Genomic DNA, 18,870 nt, shown 5'->3' on the forward strand with positions numbered 1-18,870 from the left:
AGGACGTCACCACGCAGGGCCCCGCCAGGCGAGATCGGATACAGCTGATTCGCGACAGAGATAAGGGAACCGAAGTGGACTTTGCCAGGGTCGAGCCGACCGCCGAAGATCAGGAATTCCTCGACCGGGCCCGGGATTTCCTCGCGGCCACTGTGACCGAGGATGTGCTGCGCCGCGCGCACGAGTCCGGCGACGGATTCGTCGAGGAGCTGCATCTGGCGATGGGGGCGCAGGGGTGGCTCGAGCGGGAGGTGAACAGCGCGGCAGACGGGGGACTGACGCCGGTGCAGCGCCGGAGCTGGGATCTCGAGCGGCGCCGGGCCAAGGTGCCGCTGGTGACCTGGGGCGCCACCATGATGATCCTGCGGGCGGTGCGAGAGTTCGGCTCACCGGAGCTGCTCGAAGAGGTGCTGCCCGGGGTGTATCGCGGTGAGATCCGGTTCGCCATGGGCTACACCGAACCCGAGGGCGGATCCGATATCGCCGCCTGTGCGACGCGGGCGGTGTGCGCGGGTGCGGACTGGATTGTCAACGGGCAGAAGATGTTCACCTCCGGCGCGCACAACTGCGGGTACGTATTCCTGCTGACCAATACCGATCCGGATGGGCGCAGACACCGCAATCTGACCATGTTCCTGGTGCCGCTGGACTTGCCCGGCATCGACATACAGGGTCTGCGAACCGTCGACGGTGAACGCACCAATATCACCTATTACCAGGATGTTCGGGTGCCGGACCGCTACCGGCTCGGCGAGGTGAACGACGGCTGGCGGGTGCTCAACGGTCCGTTGTCGGCCGAGCACGGCGCCGACGGCGCCGATCCGAACGGGCTGGCCGATATTGCGATCATGAGCGGCTTCGGCACCACGATGGCCCTGACCGCCGACCGCGTGACGGCGGTGGCCGCCGAGACCGGGCCCGACGGGCGTCGGCGACTCGACGACGGATCGATCGCCTACCGGCTCGGCCGGGCCCATGCCCGCATCGAGGCGGCACTGAGCGCACCGAGCCTGTTCGGGCGCGTGGCCATCGCGCAGACCATGCGGGATATTGCCCCGGACCTCATGGACGTCCTCGGTGACGGGTCGGCGCTGCCGGTGGATGACGCGGGCGCGGTGGCCGACGGCGCGGCCGAATATCTCTACCGGTGGGCACCGTTGATCGGCATCTACGGCGGGACCCTGGATGTATTCCGCAATATGATCGCGCAATACATTCTCGGGCTGGGACGTCCGAACTACTCTGCGATGAAATAGTCCCGGAACCACGCCCCGCGCGGATGCGCAGCACCAGGCATATCTAGCGGGGGATGATTTCGGCTTGTATCGCACACGGGATATGCCGGAGCTATAGCTCTGGTGTAGCCATACCAGATTCGTCGTCCCGGGGCCCCGGCCGGGACGACGAACGGTATCGGACAGGTTCTACGAGGCCGGTGCGGCGTCGCCCGAATTCAACTGGATCAGCAGGCTCGCGCGATCGAGGATGCAGCGCAGTCCGTATTCGAAATTCCGGTCGTCCGGTGCACCCGATCGCAGCCCCTTGTCCATGGCCTCGGCGAGCAGCGGTGTGGTCTCCGGCTCGACCAGAATGCTGTCGTAATACGCCCGGCCCTCCGCCTCCAGCTCCTGGTTCTTGTCGTAGAGCCGTTGCAGCACAACCGATCCGCGGATGTGCAGATTGATCGCGGAATAGATATCGAAGGCCTGCTCGACCGATAGGCCCGCTTCCACCAGGCTGGCCACCGTCCGCTCCACCTGTTCGGCCCCCACCCGCCCGGCGTGCTGGCTCAGCGCCGATCTGACCAGAATCAGATCGCACAGGATCGGGCTCGCGAGGAAGGTGCGGCGCATGGTGCGTGCGTGATTGCCCAGCGTCTCACGCCAATTGCCCGACTCGACGAACGGGAAGGGCACGGCATACACATACAGCCGCAGCGCCCGGTCGGTCATCGCATTGAGCAGATCGTCCTTCTTGCGGAAGTACCAGTAGATGCTGGTCACCCCGACATTGAGATGCTTACCCAGCAGCGGCATGCTCAGGCCGTCGATCGAAACCTGTTGTGCGAGTTCGAAGGCGCCATCGATGATGTCCTCGGGATTCAGCGAGCCGCGTTCGCGTCGCTGCCGTCGCTCGACGGTGATCCGTTTCGCCATTGCTAACCTCCTGTGCCCCACGCCCCGGTGAAGACCGGCTCGCGTTTTTCGGCGAATGCGGCGAACGCCTCGATGACGTCTGCGCCGGACAGGTTGATGGTCTGGGCGCGCGCCTCGTTGGCGAGCGCCTCGCGCATCGTCCGATCCGTTCCGTCGTTCAACAGCGCCTTGGTCTGCGTGAGTGCCAACGGCGGCCCGGCGGCCAACCGCACCGCCAGCTCGTCGACGAACTTGTCGACAGCCTCGTCGGGCTGTATCCATGTCACGAGTCCGAGGGCGTGCGCTTCTTCGGCGCCGATCATGTCGGCCAGCAATGCCAGGCGTTTGGCCTGCTGCAGGCCGACGAGTTTGGGTAGCAGCCAGGAGCCTCCGCAATCCAGCGACAGCGCCCGCCGGGAAAAGATCTGGCAGAACCGCGCGTCGGGCGTGGCCACCACCAGATCGCATCCGAGCGCGAGATTCCACCCCGCGCCCGCCGCCACGCCGCGCACCTTCGCGACGGTGGGCACCGGGAGGTCGTGCAATTGCTGCACGACCTCGTTGATGACGCGCAATTCCCGGCTGGGATCCGGAAACTCGTCCATGCCCGCGGTATCGGAGATGTCGGCACCGGAACAAAACGTACCGTCGGCCCCGGTCAGAACCACGGCACGAACGTCGCGACCGTGCGCGACTCGGCGGAACTCCGCGCGCAGCTCCGCCCAGAGCTCGCGGGTGAGCGCATTCTTACGGTGTGGGCGATTCAGCGTCAGTGTCAGCACTGCACCCACCTGCTCGGTGAGCAATACCGGTTCGTCGGTCACAACTTCACCTCGCTGTCGCTCGGCTCCGCCGTGACCGGCGGTGCTGTGCCTATGGTTCCCTCGCTACACTCGGTCACAATCTCGTCCTTTCATATCCGGATCAGCGGACGGGTTGGTCGGTACCGGGCCCGATGGCGCCCCGGTCACGTAGGCGGGCGATGTCGTCGGCGCTGAATCCGGCTGCGGCCAGGACGGTTTCGGTGTGCTGCCCGAGAGCGGGGATCGCGCCCATGGGCGGTTCGTATCCGGCGATGACGGGCGGCGGCAGCAGGGCGGGTACCGGACCGGCGGGTGTTTCGATCGGCCGCCAGCGTCGGCGCGCCGAAAGGTGCGGATGGGCGATCACGTCGGTGGGGGTGTTGTAGCGGGAGTTCCCGATGCCGGCCGCGTCAGCGCACAGCTGGACGGTGGCCAGGTCGTGTCGCGCGCACCACTGCGCGATCGTGGCATCGAGTTCGGCACGGTGGCGCACCCGTCCGGCATTGGTGGTGAATCTCGGATCATCGGCGAGATCGGACCGGTCGAGAATGTCGCGGGCCAGGCGCTGCCATTCTCGGTCGTTCGTCGTGCCGAGCACCACGGTGCGGCCGTCTCCGGTGGGGTAGGCGCCGTAGGGTGCGACCGCGGGGGAACTCATGCCCAGCGGCTGCTGATCGATTCCGGTGTGCCGGGTGTAGTTGAGCGCGTAACCCATCAGCTCGGCCGCCGTGTCGAAGAGGCTCACAGCCGCCGAGGCGGATTTCGTCGCGGATCTGCCGGGCGCTCGTCTGCCGCAGATCATCGCCACGATCGTCAACGCGGCGTACAGACCCGAGCACACGTCGGCGATCGGCGGGCCGGGTTTGGCCGGGGCATCCGGGAACCCGGTGACCGCGCAGACCCCTGATTCGGCCTGAATCAGCAGGTCATAGGCTCTTTTGTGGGACAGTGGTCCGCCCGGGCCGTAACCGTCGATCTCCATCGCGATCACGTCCGGATGCCGCACCGTCAGATCGTCCGCAGCCAGGCCGAGTGCGGCGGTCGCCCCCGGTGCCAGATTGGATACGAAAACATCGGCGGATTCCAGCAAGCGGTGCAGAACCGCTTGTCCCTCAGGATCTTTGAGGTTGAGCGCCACCGATTCCTTGCCGCGGTTCACCCACACGAAATGCGCGGCGAGCCCGTTGACCACATCGTCGTAGTCGCGCGCGAAGTCGCCGCCGCGCGGATTCTCGATCTTGATCACCCTGGCTCCGAAATCGGCCAGGGCGCGGGTGCACATGGGTGCGGAGACGGCCTGCTCCAGGGCCACGACGGTGACTCCGGCGAGCGGCCCCGCGGTCGGATCGGCCATCACATCACCAGGCCACCGTCTACCGGCAGTACCTGACCGGTGATGTAGGAGGCGGCATCGGAGGCCAGAAATACGAAGGCTCCGGCGACCTCATCCGGTTCGGCCCACCGCCGCATCGGAATGCGATTGAGCATCTGTTCGGCGAACTTCGGATCGGTGCGGATCTTGGCCGTCATCGGGGTGGCCGCCGCCGGCGCCAGCGCGTTGACGGTGATCTGCTTGCGCGCCAGCTCCCGTGCCAGCGATTTGGTCAGCCCGACGATGGCGGACTTCGCTGCCGAGTAATTGACCTGCCCGAGCGCACCGGCCAGACCAGCGGACGAGGTCACGTTGATGATGCGGCCGGTGCCGTCGGTGGGCAGGTATTCCAGCGCCGCCTTCGCGCAACGGAACGCACCCAGCACATGGATGTCGAGCAACAGCTGCACCGACTCCTCGGTGGTATTGCCGAACATCGCCGGTGCAGTCACCCCGGCGTTGTTGACCACGATGTGCAAGGTGCCCCCGGCCAATTCGGCCGCCGCGGCAACCGCGGCGGCGGCGGCCCCGGAATCCCGGACATCCAGTGCGGTGCTCGCGGCCCGCCCGCCGTCGGCAAAGATCTTTTCCGCCGTGGTCGCGGCTGCCGCCGCGTCGAGATCGGTGACCAGCACCGCAGCGCCCTGATCCGCCAGGGCGGTGGCAACGGCCGCACCTATGCCGCCGCCGGCACCAGTGACCAGCGCAGCGCGCCCGGATAGGTCGAAGCGGTTTCGATTCTGTTGCGGCTCAGGCGATGACATCGAAAGTCACCGGGAGTGTGTTGGGCGAACGGAACGGCTGGCCGAAGATATGTGGATCGCCCCCGGGTACCAGGGTGAATCCGGTCAGCCGACTCAGCAGGGCTTCCATGGCGACCCGGGTCTCCATGCGGGCCAGGTGCAGACCGAGGCAGGTGTGTGCACCGGCGGTGAAGCTGATGTGCGGAATGTGGGTTCGGAAGATATCGAACTCCTCCGGTCGCTCCCAGCGGGTCTCGTCGCGGTTGGCCGAGCCCAGGCACAGGTCGAGCACCGCGCCCTGCGGAATGGCGACACCTTCCAGTTCGGCGTCCTCGGTCACGTACCGCTGCACCAGTGTGAGCGGCGTTTCGTAGCGCAGCCCTTCCTCGACGGCCTGGGCGATCAGGTCGTGGTTGCGCTGCACTGCCTCGAATTGCTCCGGGTGCGTGAGCAGCAGATACAGCAGATTTCCGGACGACCGATAGGTGGTTTCCAATCCGGCGGGCAGCAGCAGCCGCAGGAAGGAGTAGATGGCCTCCTCGGTCAGCTTCTCCCCGTCGACCTCGGCTGTCACCAGATCACCGATGATGTCGTCGGTCGGCTGGGACCGCCGCTGCTCGATATGCCCGAGGAAGTACTCCTTCAGGTCGTTGGCGGCTGCCAGCGCCTGCGGAACCTTGTTGGCGTAGCTGATGATCGACACCGCCGCCTGCCGGAAGAAGGGCAGATCCTCCTCGGGGAGGCCGAGCAGTCGGGCGATGACCCGAGTCGGAAATTCGAAGGTGAATTCCTTGATCAGGTCGGCGCTGCCGCGCTCGGCGAACTCGTCGATGAGCGCATTGCAGATCGGCCGGACGATATCCGGTTCCCAGCGCACCAGTGACTGCGGTTTGAATGCCGTGGCCACCAGATTCCGGTGCGCCCGATGCTTCTTGCCGTCCATGGCGAGAATGGTCGGGCCCATGAATACGCCGATCGTGGAGTCGTACAGCTTGGAACTGAAAACCCGACTGCTGCGCAGTGCGGTGCTCACCGCCGGGTAGGAGACGGCGGCATAGCTGTCCGACGGGCGCAGCGACTCCGGTGTATGGGAGTAGTCCATGACCGTTCCGTGGAAGACACCGCCGTCGCGCCGCTTGGCGGCGAAGAACGGGTAGGGATCACGAAGATCGAGGGTGTCTTCGGCCGTCGCCGATTTGTCTTGAACAGGGATATCCACAGCTCACCTCTACGTTGTCACAGCGCACGGCGCCCGTCTGGTACGAGATACTGTAATATATACAGTATAGCTTCTTCGCGGGCACGCCGAACGGCTGTGGTCGGCATTTCGACAGGTTGTCGGCTACAGCTGAATCGGTGCCCCGGCGACCAGCGGCGCGACGAACCCGCCATCCACGTGGATGTCCTGTCCGTTGATCCAGCGCGCCTGCGGTGAGCCGAGGAAGGCGATGACGGGCACGATGTCGTCGACCGTGGCGTGCCTGCCGATCGTCGCCTTCACGGTGTCGAGGACGTCCTTGCCCATCGATGCCTCGAAGTCGGCCAGGATCGGCGTCTCGGTCGGCCCCGGGCTCACGGTATTCACCCGGATCCCGTATTTCTGCCAGGCCGCGGGTGCCAGCCGCTTGGCGTAGATGATCGCGGCCTGCTTCGATGTGCTGTACACCGGATAGGCCGGGTCCTGGCCCTGCTGCCAGCGCTCGACGGTCTCGGCGTCGGTCGCGGCGAGCAGTCCGGCAACCTCGTCGAGGCGCTGCTGCCAGCCGAGGGCCGCCACCGACGCGACCGTGACGATCGCGCCACCGTGTCGCAGCAGCGGCAGCATCCCCTCGACCGTGAGCCGCATACCGAGATAGTTCACCTTCAGCACATCCGCGGCGGGCGCGGTACCGGGCACTCCGGCGATGTAGGCCAGCAGATCCCAGCCCGTACCGATCCGGTCCAGCAGCGCCGCGATGGCCGCGGCGTCGCGCAGGTCGCACTGTTCGTGCTGTGCGGCCGGGGTTTCGTTGGGGCGCAGATCCACCGCGAGCACATGGTCGCCGTTGTGGTGGAAGTGGGCGGCGGTCGCCGCACCGATTCCCGATCCGGCGCCTACCACCACGATTTTGTGTTGCCGGGAGTCCATGAATACCACCGTTCCGCTGCACGGATGTGCGTTATAGAATGCTTGACAGTAAGGGTCACTATAAATCAGGCTGTTGGCCGATACAAACGATCTGGGACGCGGTCTGCCCGCCGGATCGGACCCGCATGAAGACGGATGGAATGGAAGTGCCGCAGATGAGCATGCCGATCGTCGACGAAGCCGCCAATGTCCTCGCGGACCCGACCGCCTATACCGACGAGGCACGATTGCACGGCGCGCTCACCGCGCTGCGGGCGAAGGCTCCGGTATCTCTGGTCGACGTGCCTCGGTACAAGCCGTTCTGGGCTATCACCAAACATGCCGACATCATGGCGATCGAGCGGGCAAACCGGCTGTTCACGAACTGGCCTCGACCGGTGCTGATGACGGCCGAATCGGATGAGATGCAGGCGACGGCCGGTATTCGCACACTGATCCATATGGATGATCCGCAGCACCGGGTGGTGCGCGCGATCGCGGCGGATTGGTTCAGCCCGAAAGCCATGAAGGCACTGAGTGATCGAGTCGAACAACTGGCGAAACGCTACGTCGACAAAATGCGCGATGCCGGTGGGGAATGCGACTTCGTCCAGGAGGTCGCGGTGAATTTCCCGCTGTATGTGATCATGTCGCTGCTCGGCGTTCCGGAGGCCGATTTTCCCCGGATGCTCGAGCTCACCCAGGAATTGGTCGGCAGCGACGACGCCGAGCTGCAGCGCAGCGCACCGGCGGACGAGAAGATGAACTCGCTGATCGAAATGTTCGAATACTTCAAGCATCTCACCGAGTCCTGGCGGGCGAATCCCACCGGAGACCTCGGGTCCACGATCGCCAACGCTCGTATCGACGGCGAACCGCTCTCGGATGTCGACACCATGTCGTACTACGCGATCATCGCCACGGCCGGGCACGACACCACGAGCAGCAGCATCTCCGGTGGCCTGCGAGCGCTGATCGACCATCCCGATCAGCGCGAACGGTTGCGTACCAATCCGGATCTGATGCCGCAGGCGACCGAGGAGATCATCCGGTGGGTCACGCCGGTCAAGGCGTTCATGCGGACGGCCGCCGAGGATACGACGGTCCACGATGTGCCCATCGCCGCCGGGGAATCGGTATTGCTGTCCTACGTGTCCGCGAACCGTGACGAGGACGCCTTCGACGACCCGTTCCGCTTCGATATCGAGCGGGAGCCCAATAAGCACGTCGCGTTCGGATTCGGCGTGCACTTCTGTCTCGGTGCCGGGCTGGCCCGGATGGAGATCAACAAATTCCTCACCGAACTGCTGCCGCGATTGACCTCGATCGAGCTGAACGGTGTGCCCGAACTCAGTGCGACCACATTCGTGGGTGGGCTCAAACATCTCCCGATTCGCTATTCCCTGGTGTGACCGGAACGCCAGACTCGAATCGACGAACGATCAATGTGGATTAGGACGTAGTAATGACGAATGCCCGGACCTGGGACGAAACCCTCGAAGACTTCGAACGGCGCCGTGCGCGCGCACAGGCGATGGGCGGGCCCGAACGGGTCGCCAAACATCGCGGCAAGGGCAAGCTCGACGCCAGGGCGCGCATCGAGCGGCTGCTCGATCCCGGCACTTTCCACGAATTCGGCACCCTGGTCGGTGGTGAGGTCGCCGCCGACGCGATCGTGACCGGTTCCGGACTCATCGATGGTGCGCCGGTGATGGTGGGGGCGGAAGACTTCACGACCCTGGCGGGCAGCATCGCGCCGGGCAGCAATTCCAAACGCTATCGGCTGGCCGAACTCGCGCTGCGCAACAAGGTGCCGCTGATAATGCTGTTGGAGGGTGCGGGATTTCGGCCCACCGGCGACCACTACGGGCGCACGCCAACCGATTTGCTGGCCCAGGCCATGTGCTCCGGCCGGGTGCCGATGGTCACGGGGGTGCTCGGCCCCTCGGCCGGACACGGTGCGCTGATCGCCCCGGTGGCCGATTTCGCGATCATGAGCCGGCAGGGCGCGATCTTCACCGCCGGGCCGCCGGTGGTGAAAGTATCGACGGGGGAGGATATTTCGAAGGAGGATCTCGGCGGCCCGGATGTCGCGCTGCCGAGCGGGCTGATCCACAACCTCGGCGAAACCGACGAGGATGTGCTCGACGCGATCCGCCGCTACCTGTCGTATTTCCCGTCGAGCGCGTGGTCGTATCCACCGGCGGTGGCTCCCGACGAATCGGCCGGGCCGCGGCCGACGCCGGAACTGCTCGACATCATCTCCCGTGACAACCGGCGCACCTACGATATGCGTGCTGTGCTCGATGTGGTCCTGGATCATCCCGACTGGTTCGAGGTGCAGCCCGACTTCGGCGAGGCGATCATTTGCGCGCTGGCGCACCTCGGTGGTCACCCGATCGCGGTGGTGGCCAACCAGCCGCAGGTGTTGGCCGGGTCGATCGATGCCGCCGCCGCCGACAAGGCCGCCCACTTCATCACGGTCGCGGACTCGTTCCATCTGCCGATCGTGTTCCTCGCCGATAATCCGGGCATGCTGCCGGGCAGCGAATCCGAGCAGGACGGCGTATTACGCAGTGGCGCAAGGATGTTCGTCGCGCAGACGGCGGCAACGACACTGAAGCTGCACGTGACGTTGCGCAAGGCGTACGGCTTCGGGTCGATGGTGATGTCCCTGATCGGGTTCGACAGCCAGGTCGCGACCTTCGCTTACCCCGGGGCGACCATGGGTGCGATGAGCGCCGCCGCCCTGAGTAGTGCCTCGCATGCCGAGGACGACGTCGCCGCGTCACTGCGTGCCATGGAACTGCAGGCGTCGTACCACTCGGCCGAGCATATGGGCTTCGACGAGCTCATCCGTCCGGAGGAGACGCGAAACGCGCTGCTGCTGTCACTGCAGCGGGGCATCTACGCCCGGCAGGCGGCGGCCGAGCCGGTTTCTCGCACCGTCATCGTGCCCTGATCAGGCCGGTCAGGCGATCGAGGACGGCGCGCAGTGAAAGGTCGCCGCGACGACCTTCGGTGGCCTGCTTGCGCTCCAGGGTGCTCAATCCGCGGCCTGCTGACTCGCGCACCGGGAGCGTCCGGGTGCCGGAACGAAAACCGGTACCCGGGCACTCGTCTGGTGCCTGTATTTGGCCATCGGCCTTCGGCGGAACCCTTGTGCAATGCTTTATCGATAGGTATACAGTAGACATATCTATTCGACCTGCGGCAGGTCGTTCGGTAGCAGGAGGTGGCACCCGGAATGGACTGTCACACCGCGCTATTCGGCTAGCTCGGTCCGCACGGCAAGGCCGCGGGCACCGCTGTCGTCGAAGCCGGTGCACGGGCCGGCCACCGGACAGGTCGAAACGACCATCCGGCGAACTGAAAGGACGCTGATGACTGCGCTCGACTACAAGGCGATCGACGTCGACAACCACTACTACGAGCCGCTGGACGCGTTCACTCGGCACCTGGACAAGAAGTTCCGGCGGCGGGGGGTGCAGATCGTCCAGGACGGCAAGTACCAGACGGCGATTATCGGCAACCGGGTGAACCGGTTCATTCCGAATCCGACCTTCGATCCGATCATCGTGCCGGGCTGCCTGGATCTGATCTTCCGCGGTCAGGTCCCCGAGGGGGTGGATCCGGCGACGCTGATGCAGGTCGAGAGCCTGGAAATGCGGCCCGAATATCGCGATCGGGATGCCCGCGTCGCCGTGCTCGACAAGCAGGGCATCGAGACGATCTTCATGTTCCCGACGTTCGGCTGCGGCGTGGAAGAGGCCCTCAGGGACGATGTCGAGGCGACGGCGGCGTCCCTGCACGCCTTCAATCTGTGGTTGGACGAGGACTGGGGTTTCGACCGACCGGACCACCGGATCGTCTCGGCGCCGATGATCTCACTGGCCGATCCGGCGGCCGCGGTCGCCGAGGTCGACTTCGTGCTGGCCCGTGGCGCGCGCGTCGTCCACATCCGGCCCGCCCCGGTCCCCGGTCTCGCCAAGCCGCGCTCGCTCGGTGACCGTGCGCACGATCCGGTGTGGGCGCGCCTGGCGGAGGCGAACGTGCCGGTCGCCTTCCACCTCGGCGACAGCGGATATCTGAAGATCGCCGCAATGTGGGGCGGTAAGGACACCTTCGAGCCGTTCGGACCGGGGGATGCGCTGGACAAGATCCTCGTCGACGACCGCGCCATCCACGACACCATGGCCTCGTTGATCATCCACGGTGTGTTCGATCGGCATCCGAAGTTGCGGGTAGCCAGTATCGAGAACGGCTCGGACTTCGTGCACCGGCTCGCCAAGCGGATGAAGAAGCTGGCCAACCAGTCGCCCCGCTCGTTCCCGAACGACCCGGTCGACACCCTGCGCGAGCACGTCTGGGTCGCCCCGTACTACGAGGACGATCTGCCGCTGCTGAAGGAGAAGATCGGCGCCGAGCGCATTCTGTTCGGCTCGGACTGGCCGCACGGCGAGGGACTGGCCGAGCCGGTGGCCTTCACCGACGAACTGACCGCCTTCGACGCGACCGACGTGCGAAAGATCATGCGCGACAACGCGCTCGAATTCCTTGGGCTGCCCGTCGCGGCTGCCGCGTGAGATCACGGCGAGGATCCGCGCCCATGTGTATGCGACCAGTCGGAGGGCTGCGTTGACCGAATGGAGTATCGGGGCCGTCTTCGACGCTGTCGCGGCGGCGGTTCCGGACCGGACGATGACCGTCTGCGGCGACCGGCGCAGCACCTTCGGCGAGTCGGCGCTGCGGATCCGGCGGTTCGCGAACTTCATTGCGGCTCGAGGTTTCGGCGAGCACACCCCGCGGTACCGGCTCGATCGGTGGGAGTGCGGTCAGGATTGCGTCGCGCTGCTCATGCGCAACGACCTGTATCTCGACGTGCTGATCGGCTGTATGAAGGCCCGTCTCGTACCCGCGAATATCAACTACCACTACACGGCGCGCGAGATCCGGGACCTGCTGGCGTATGTCCGGCCCCGTGGCATCGTCTTCCATCGATCATTCGGGCCGGTGGTGGCCGAGGCTGCGCCGGAGGATGTGGAGTTGCTGATCTCGATCGAGGACGGCAGTGACGCGCCCGTTCCGGCGGGTACGGTGCCGTTCACGGACACGGTGCTCGAGGGCGACACCGCTGCGGTAATCACCGCTACGCCCGACGATCTGGTGATGTTGTGCACCGGCGGAACCACGGGGCGACCCAAAGGCGTCCTCTGGCGGCAGAGTGATCTCTATGTGGCGTCGATGAACGGTGCCGATCACGAATCTCTCACGCCCGTACAGGATCTCGCGCGATCGACCGAACACGTGTGGTTCGCGGTGTCACCGCTGTCGCACGCCGCCGGCATCATGACCGCCTGCGCGGGGCTGCTGGCCGGGCAGACGATCGTGCTGTACGACGACCGAAAAGCCTTCGACGCGCGCACGGCTCTGGAAATAGCGGAATGCGAGAACGCGGCGTTGATGACGATCGTCGGCGACGCCTACGCCGGCCCTCTGGTCCAAGAGCTTCGGGAGCGCTCGTACAACCTGTCCTCGCTGCTGGCCGTCGGAACCGGGGGAGCGGCGACCAACCCGCGCCACAAACGGCAACTGCTCGAGTTGCTTCCGCACGTGATGGTCGTCGAGGGGTATGGAGCCTCGGAGACCGGTGGTATGGCCTTCGGGCGTAGTCGGCGCGGCGCCGAGGTCGAGACCTTCGATCCGGGCCCGGGCGCGACCGCGGTGTCGGCGGACCGCACCCGCTTTCTCGCGCCCGGTGATACCGAGATCGGGTGGGCGGCCAGAGTCGGCCGGGTTCCCCTCGGCTATTTCGAGGACCGCGCGGCCACCGAGCGCACCTTTCCCGAGATCGATGGGCAGCGCATGGCCATCCCCGGCGATCGGGCGAGCGTCGATGCCGACGGCACCCTCCGATTGCTCGGCCGCGATTCGCTGGTCGTCAATACCGGCGGTGAGAAGGTTTTCGTCGAAGAGGTCGAGGAGGTGCTGCGGGCGCATCCGGGGATATTCGACGCACTGGTGGTGGGGCGGCCGAGTCCGCGCTGGGGTCAGGAAGTCGTCGCGCTGGTGTGCCCGCGGGCGGGGGCGGACATCACCGATGTGGCACTGCGGCAGGTGTGCAAACTCGAGCTGGCCGGCTTCAAGGTGCCGAAGGAATTCATATTTGTAGCGGAGATCCGACGCCTGGGAAACGGTAAGCCCGATTATCGCTGGGCCGCGAAGCGGGTGGTTCCGGGCGTCGCGGAGGAAATTGGGGCATGACTGTGCGCAAAGTAATCGACTGCCTGGTCAACGTGCATTTCGGCGAGCGAGACCAACCAGACTGGATGCTGAAGGTCCGGGACGACTATTTCAAAGGACCCGTGTCGTTGTACGCACAGGTCGATCTCGCCGAATTGCTCGACGAGATGGACGAGCAGGGCGTCGAGAAGGCGATTTTGATGTATTCGATGGCGAAACCGTCGAAGACCGCACTGAAATTCGTCGAAGCGCGGCCGCACCGATTCGGTCTGGCCATCAACGGGGTCGATCTACTGCATCCGATTCGGTCCCTGCGCGAACTGGACGCACTGGTGAACGATCTGCCGGTGGCCTATACGACGGCGGGGCCGAGTTTCTGGGGCGATGGCCAGTATCCGCCGACCGATGCGGTCTACTATCCGCTGTACTACAAATGCGCCGAGCTGGGTCTGCCGCTGTGTATGAATACCGGAATACCGGGACCACCGATTCCGGGTGAGGTGCAGAATCCCATCTACCTGGATCGGGTGTGCTTCAGATTCCCGGAGCTTCGGCTGTGCATGATCCATGGTGCCGATCCGTGGTGGGATATCGCGATTCGGCTGCTCATGAAATACGAGAATCTTCGCCTCATGACATCGGCCTGGTCGCCCAAACGGCTCCCGGAAAGTTTGGTGCATTTCATGCGGACCCGAGGCAAGCAGAAGGTGATCTTCGGCTCGGATTGGCCGGTGCTTCGCATGCGCCGGGTGGTGCCGGAGGCGCTGGCGCTCGACCTCCCCGAAGACGTGCTGGACAACTATCTCTACAACAACGCACACGAATTCTTTTTCGGTGACCGAGCGGTCGTCGACTGAGTCGCGCGCCGGAACGAGGAGCAAGGGAAATATGGACCGCTACGAATTGCGCAGGCAGGATTACAGCCTGTCGGAAGACCAGACGGAACTCCAAGCGGTGTACGCGAAGTTCTTCAAGAGCCGGTGCCCCCTCGAGGTCGTGCGCGCGGCCGAACCGACGGGTTTCGACAAGAATCTGTGGGAGCAGCTGTGCGGTACCGGCGCGAGCACCATGGCGCTGCCCGAGTCCGTGGGCGGTGACGGCGCGACACTGGTCGATCTCGTCCTGGCCGCTGAGGAACTCGGCCGCGCCATCGCGCCGGTGCCGTGGATCGATCACATCTGTGCGGCGCGTTTGCTGGCGCGGCTGGGCGCACTGCGGCCCGATGCCGACGGCACGGCCGATGTGGTCGAAGGCAGACAGGTGGTCGCGCTGGATCCGTGCATCGACGCGGTAGCCGGAATCCGGCTCATCCCGTCCGGGTCGGTCGCCGATCAGATCATCGTCCGCGACGGCGACGATATGGTCGGGCTGACCTTCGCGACCCGGCCGGCGAAGGTCGACAATATCGGTCGCTTGCCAATGGCATGGGTCGATCCGGCGGCGGCCGACCGGCGGATCGTGCTGGCCAGCGGTGCCGAGGCGCTCGCGCACTATGAGCGCGCCCTCGATGAATGGCGGGTGCTCACCGCGGCCGCGCTGGTCGGGCTCGTCGAAGAGACCATGCGGATCGCGGCCGAATTCGCGAAAACCCGCTACACGATGGGTGTTCCGATTTCGACCCTGCAGGGCATATCCCATCCGCTGGCCAATATCGCGATCGTCGTGCAGAGCGGGCGCAACCTGGCTCGGCGGGCCGCCTGGTTCCTCGAATACGAACCCGATGTCCAGCCCGGACTCGCGGCGGCGGCGTTCGTGTACATGGCCGAGGAGGCCGCCAAGGCGGCCACCATGGCCGTGCACGTCCAGGGCGGACTGGGGGTGACGACCGAGTCGGCCGCCTCGGCCTATTTGGTGCGTGCCCGGGGCTGGCCGCTGGCGGCGGGCGATCCGGGTGCCAGCGCCGTGCGGGTCGCCGAACTGTTCGCGCGGGCTTAGGACGGAGCTACCGATGGACTTTTCTCTCGTTGAACTCTCCGCCGAGGACGCGGGCTTCCACGATCGGGTGCGAAAGTTTCTCGACACCCACGTCACCGAGGAGGTGCGTCGGCGCGATCGCGAGACCGGCGACAATTTCGACGCGGGCGTGCACCTGGCGATGGGCGCCGAAGGATGGCTGACGGCCGAGATGAATACCGGCGCGGACGGCGGCATGACCCGGGTGCAGCGGCGCATCTGGGATCTGGAGAAGCGGCGCGTGCACGTGCCCTGGGTCACCTGGGGCACCACCATCATCGTGGCGCAATCGGTCGAGCAGTTCGGATCGCGCGAACTGCGCGATGAGGTGTTGCCGCGCGTGCTCACCGGCGAGGTCCGGTTGTGCCTGGGCTACACCGAGCCCGAAGGCGGGTCCGATGTCGCGACGTGCAAAACCCGCGCGGTCCGCGACGGGGACCAGTGGGTCATCAACGGCGCCAAGATGTTCACCACCGGTGCGCACAACTGCCAGTATGTCTTCCTGATCACCAATACCGATCCCGAGGCGCGAAAACACAAGAGCCTCACCATGTTCCTGGTCCCGCTGGACACCCCGGGGATCGAGATCCAGGGCATCCGGACGGTGGACGGGGACCGCACCAACATCGTCTACTACAGCGACGTCCGGGTCGATGACAAGTATCGGCTCGGCGAGGTGAACGAGGGCTGGCGTGTGCTCATGGAGCCGCTCAGCGTCGAGCACGGCGTGGTCGACGTTGCCGCGGACGGCCTGCAGGATGTGTCGGTCCTGGTGCATCAGGGCCTGGTGATGGCGGCGTCGCTGGACAAGGTGGCGGCGATAACCGCGCGGCGCGGTCCGGACGGTCGCCGGCTGCTCGACGACGGATCGGTCGGGTATCGGCTCGGCCGCAGCATCGCTCGGATGGAGGCGGCGCTGTCGGCGCCGAATATGTTCGGCCGGGTCGCGATCGCACAGGCGATGCGTGATATCGCCCCGGAACTGATGGACATTCTCGGGTCGGCGTCGGCCTTGCCGATCGACACCGACGGCGCCATCGATGACGGCGGCGCCGAATACATCTACCGCTGGGCGCCGCTGTGCGGCATCTACGGCGGCACCCTCGAGGTCTTCCGGAACCTGATCGCGCAGCACGTGCTCGGACTCGGACGTCCCAACTATGCCGCGCCGGCCAAGTCGAAGACGAGCTGAAAGGAGTGCGGCTGTGCCGTAACGACACGATCGTCGGCGGCAAGCCGATCGCGTTCCCGGGGGCCGAATGCGAGGCTGCGGTGGTTCGTGACGGTCGACGGATTTCCGGGATCTCGGTGCCCGGGGCCACTGTGGCTGCAGGCGCCTGTGCAACGGCCGCACCCGCCGATCTGGATCGGCGGCAATGGTCCGGCGGCCTTGCGGCGGGTGGTGCAGCACGGCGATGGGTGGATGCCGATCATCGCACGGGCGGATATGGCCGCGGCGATGCGCACCAAGGCCATCGAGAATCCCGATCAGTTCGGCGACGGCGTCAGCGCGCTGCGTCGTCGGCTGGCTGCGGCGGGCCGTGACCCGGATGCGGTCGACGTCCAAGTGGTGTGTCCGCATTTGGATTTCGCCGACGCGGGCACGGTGCGCACGGCCCTGGACTGCCTCGACGATCTCGAAAAGCGCGGTGCCGCTTGGGCGGTGGTGCACGTCGACGGCTCGAGCCCGGAGGCGGCGGTGAACTTTGTCCGAATGTTCGGGCAAGTCGTCATCGCCGAACGATGACGCGGCCTGTTCGGGAAACCGGTCCCGCAGGGGTCGCGATACCCATGCCATATGTATTACTGTAAATATATCAGTATCGGCGGTTTCCGCCCTCGCAAGTCTGGAGGTGTCACGTGGAGGTCCCCTTCACCTGGAAGGTCACCGGGTGGTTCATGGTCGGGTGGTCGGCCGAATTTCCGCAAGGTGAGGTGCGGCCGCTCCGGTACTTCGGCGAGGATCTGGTCGCCTACCGTGACGAGTCCGGTGAACTGCACATATTGACCGGGCACTGCCGCCATCTCGGTGCGCATATCGGCTACGGCGGCAAGGTGGTCGGCGACTGTGTCGAATGCCCGTTCCACGGCTGGCGATGGGGCCCGGACGGCACCAATCGCCGCATTCCCGGCGAAGACCGGACGAACCGCGGTCTGCGACTGCGGGTCTACCCGGTCAACGAGCAAAACGGCTGTGTGTTCATGTGGCATCAGCCCGACGGCAAGGAACCGCAGTGGGAGATGCCCGATATCCTGCGGCTGTTCCCGGAACTCGAGACCGACCCGGACAACTTCTACCGTCCGTATCCGGAGTTCTCCCGCAAGACCGATCGCGAGCCGGTGCATCCCCAGGTCGTGCTCGAGAACGGCCCGGACAGTCTGCATTTCGAGTATGTGCATGGCGCCACCGTCACCCCGCGGATGCTGGACTACAGCGTCGTCGACCACACCTGGAACTTCCTCACCGGCTGGCCCGACGCCCGCAGTGACGATCCGGAGAAGATGGCGTTGAAGATCCACGCGCAGATGTTCGGTCTCGGCGGCTCCATCAGCGCGTTCGACGGATCGTCCAAGCATCGGCTCATCTTCGCCACGACGCCCGTCGACGACGAATGCTCGGACCTGTTCTATTCGATCTGGTGGCCGCGCAATCCGGGAGACGATTCCGATGTTCCGCCGCCTGCGGTTCGTGAGCGCGTCGAGAAGCAGTTCCTGGTCACCGTGTGGGAAGACCTGAGCATCTGGCGTCATCAGAAGTACGTCGAACGCCCGCCGCTCTCACCCAAGGACGCGAAACCGTATCTGTCGCTTCGCAAGTGGGCCACCCAGTTCTACGACGTACCGCCGGTCGGCACCGCGTGAGCCGGCTCGCGCTGCCGGATCTGGTCGCACCCGAGCATACGGCCATCGTCACCCAGGAATGTCAGGGTGCAGTCGTCGGGCCCGATGCCGGTCTGCCCGCCCTGGCGGATGAGGCGCGTCGTGAGGCACTGCCCAATATCGGCAAGTTGTTGCCCGCGGCGCGTGCGGTCGGAGTTCGGGTGGTGCATTGCGTGGTGTGGCGACGGGCCGACGGCCAAGGCTCCAATCACAATGCCGAACTCTTCGCCATAGGCCGCCGCGGTGTCGAGGTAACTCCCGGCAGTGCCGGCGCCACGCTGTTGCCGGAACTCGGGCCGGAACCCAGCGATCTGGTTCTCACGCGGCGACACGGCCTCGGTCCGATGGGTGGCACGGATCTGGACGCGGTGTTGCGCAATCTCGGTGTCTCGACCATCGTCGCGGTCGGGGTGTCGCTCAATGTGGCCATCCCCAACCTGGTCATGGACGCGGTGAATGCCGCCTACCGCGTTGTGCTGCCACGCGATGCGGTAGCGGGGGTGCCGCGCGAGTACGGAGCCGCTGTCATCGAGAGCACGCTGTCCCTACTGGCCACCGTGACCACGACCGAGGACCTGCTGCAAGCCTGGGGGCGCTAGGTATACCTCGCGACCGAGCTCGATCCCATTCGGTC

The 18,870-nt window shown here is 65.7% G+C and carries 18 protein-coding genes; 11 read left to right on the plus strand and 7 right to left on the minus strand.

The features are described from left to right. Positions 1 to 74 precede the first annotated feature (74 nt). The gene (locus OIE68_RS07920; RefSeq protein ID WP_327098729.1) at positions 75 to 1,256 is read left to right on the plus strand and encodes an acyl-CoA dehydrogenase family protein; all 1,182 of its coding nucleotides are present in this window, start codon (positions 75 to 77) and stop codon (positions 1,254 to 1,256) included. A 168-nt stretch (positions 1,257 to 1,424) separates the two neighbouring features. On the opposite strand, the gene OIE68_RS07925 is transcribed toward OIE68_RS07920, so the two are convergent. The 6 genes from OIE68_RS07925 to OIE68_RS07950 form a co-directional block, all read right to left on the minus strand. Continuing rightward, positions 1,425 to 2,156 carry a TetR/AcrR family transcriptional regulator C-terminal domain-containing protein gene (locus tag OIE68_RS07925; RefSeq protein WP_327098730.1) on the minus strand — a complete coding sequence of 244 codons (732 nt, stop codon included), beginning with the start codon at positions 2,154 to 2,156 and terminating at the stop codon, positions 1,425 to 1,427. A 2-nt stretch (positions 2,157 to 2,158) separates the two neighbouring features. Next, positions 2,159 to 2,959 carry an enoyl-CoA hydratase/isomerase family protein gene (locus tag OIE68_RS07930; RefSeq protein ID WP_327098731.1) on the minus strand — a complete coding sequence of 267 codons (801 nt, stop codon included), beginning with the start codon at positions 2,957 to 2,959 and terminating at the stop codon, positions 2,159 to 2,161. A 100-nt stretch (positions 2,960 to 3,059) separates the two neighbouring features. Then, positions 3,060 to 4,292, minus strand: coding sequence for a CaiB/BaiF CoA-transferase family protein (locus tag OIE68_RS07935; RefSeq protein ID WP_327098732.1), 1,233 nt, complete (start codon positions 4,290 to 4,292; stop codon positions 3,060 to 3,062). Beyond that, positions 4,292 to 5,074, minus strand: a complete 783-nt coding sequence (locus OIE68_RS07940; protein WP_327098733.1) for an SDR family NAD(P)-dependent oxidoreductase — start codon at positions 5,072 to 5,074, stop codon at positions 4,292 to 4,294. Before OIE68_RS07940 ends, OIE68_RS07935 begins: the two co-directional genes overlap by 1 nt. Then, the gene (locus OIE68_RS07945) at positions 5,061 to 6,272 is read right to left on the minus strand and encodes a cytochrome P450 (RefSeq protein WP_327098734.1); all 1,212 of its coding nucleotides are present in this window, start codon (positions 6,270 to 6,272) and stop codon (positions 5,061 to 5,063) included. The genes OIE68_RS07940 and OIE68_RS07945 overlap by 14 nt, the downstream gene beginning before the upstream one ends. Before the next feature lie 123 nt (positions 6,273 to 6,395). Next, a complete protein-coding gene (locus tag OIE68_RS07950) occupies positions 6,396 to 7,181 on the minus strand; it encodes a coniferyl-alcohol dehydrogenase (RefSeq protein ID WP_327098735.1) in 786 nt (261 codons plus the stop codon). A gap of 155 nt (positions 7,182 to 7,336) precedes the next feature. Here OIE68_RS07950 and OIE68_RS07955 point away from each other — a divergent pair, with 155 nt between their 5' ends. Then, the gene (locus OIE68_RS07955; protein ID WP_327101607.1) at positions 7,337 to 8,572 is read left to right on the plus strand and encodes a cytochrome P450; all 1,236 of its coding nucleotides are present in this window, start codon (positions 7,337 to 7,339) and stop codon (positions 8,570 to 8,572) included. A 53-nt stretch (positions 8,573 to 8,625) separates the two neighbouring features. Next, the gene (locus OIE68_RS07960) at positions 8,626 to 10,122 is read left to right on the plus strand and encodes an acyl-CoA carboxylase subunit beta (RefSeq protein WP_327098736.1); all 1,497 of its coding nucleotides are present in this window, start codon (positions 8,626 to 8,628) and stop codon (positions 10,120 to 10,122) included. Here the strand turns inward: OIE68_RS07960 and OIE68_RS07965 are convergent. Beyond that, positions 10,109 to 10,234 carry a hypothetical protein gene (locus tag OIE68_RS07965; protein WP_327098737.1) on the minus strand — a complete coding sequence of 42 codons (126 nt, stop codon included), beginning with the start codon at positions 10,232 to 10,234 and terminating at the stop codon, positions 10,109 to 10,111. The two genes, OIE68_RS07960 and OIE68_RS07965, sit on opposite strands and share 14 nt — an antisense overlap. Before the next feature lie 309 nt (positions 10,235 to 10,543). Here OIE68_RS07965 and OIE68_RS07970 point away from each other — a divergent pair, with 309 nt between their 5' ends. From OIE68_RS07970 to OIE68_RS08005, 8 genes are all read left to right on the plus strand, one after another. Continuing rightward, positions 10,544 to 11,746 carry an amidohydrolase family protein gene (locus OIE68_RS07970; protein ID WP_327098738.1) on the plus strand — a complete coding sequence of 401 codons (1,203 nt, stop codon included), beginning with the start codon at positions 10,544 to 10,546 and terminating at the stop codon, positions 11,744 to 11,746. A 52-nt stretch (positions 11,747 to 11,798) separates the two neighbouring features. After that, positions 11,799 to 13,424 (plus strand): AMP-binding protein, encoded by a 1,626-nt coding sequence (locus OIE68_RS07975; protein ID WP_327098739.1) that lies wholly within the window; start codon positions 11,799 to 11,801, stop codon positions 13,422 to 13,424. Next, positions 13,421 to 14,260, plus strand: coding sequence for an amidohydrolase family protein (locus tag OIE68_RS07980; RefSeq protein WP_327098740.1), 840 nt, complete (start codon positions 13,421 to 13,423; stop codon positions 14,258 to 14,260). The genes OIE68_RS07975 and OIE68_RS07980 overlap by 4 nt, the downstream gene beginning before the upstream one ends. Before the next feature lie 31 nt (positions 14,261 to 14,291). Beyond that, complete coding sequence (locus OIE68_RS07985; RefSeq protein WP_327098741.1) at positions 14,292 to 15,338, plus strand: acyl-CoA dehydrogenase family protein; 1,047 nt, start codon at positions 14,292 to 14,294, stop codon at positions 15,336 to 15,338. 13 nt (positions 15,339 to 15,351) lie between these two features. Continuing rightward, complete coding sequence (locus OIE68_RS07990; protein ID WP_327098742.1) at positions 15,352 to 16,548, plus strand: acyl-CoA dehydrogenase family protein; 1,197 nt, start codon at positions 15,352 to 15,354, stop codon at positions 16,546 to 16,548. An 87-nt stretch (positions 16,549 to 16,635) separates the two neighbouring features. Next, positions 16,636 to 17,103, plus strand: a complete 468-nt coding sequence (locus tag OIE68_RS07995) for an LLM class flavin-dependent oxidoreductase (RefSeq protein ID WP_327098743.1) — start codon at positions 16,636 to 16,638, stop codon at positions 17,101 to 17,103. 113 nt (positions 17,104 to 17,216) lie between these two features. Further along, positions 17,217 to 18,218 carry an aromatic ring-hydroxylating oxygenase subunit alpha gene (locus tag OIE68_RS08000; protein ID WP_327098744.1) on the plus strand — a complete coding sequence of 334 codons (1,002 nt, stop codon included), beginning with the start codon at positions 17,217 to 17,219 and terminating at the stop codon, positions 18,216 to 18,218. Beyond that, positions 18,215 to 18,835, plus strand: coding sequence for a cysteine hydrolase (locus OIE68_RS08005; protein ID WP_327098745.1), 621 nt, complete (start codon positions 18,215 to 18,217; stop codon positions 18,833 to 18,835). The genes OIE68_RS08000 and OIE68_RS08005 overlap by 4 nt, the downstream gene beginning before the upstream one ends. The last annotated feature ends 35 nt before the right edge of the window (positions 18,836 to 18,870 follow it).

Origin of the sequence: Nocardia vinacea (assembly GCF_035920345.1) — a bacterium.
Lineage (GTDB): Bacteria > Actinomycetota > Actinomycetes > Mycobacteriales > Mycobacteriaceae > Nocardia > Nocardia vinacea_A.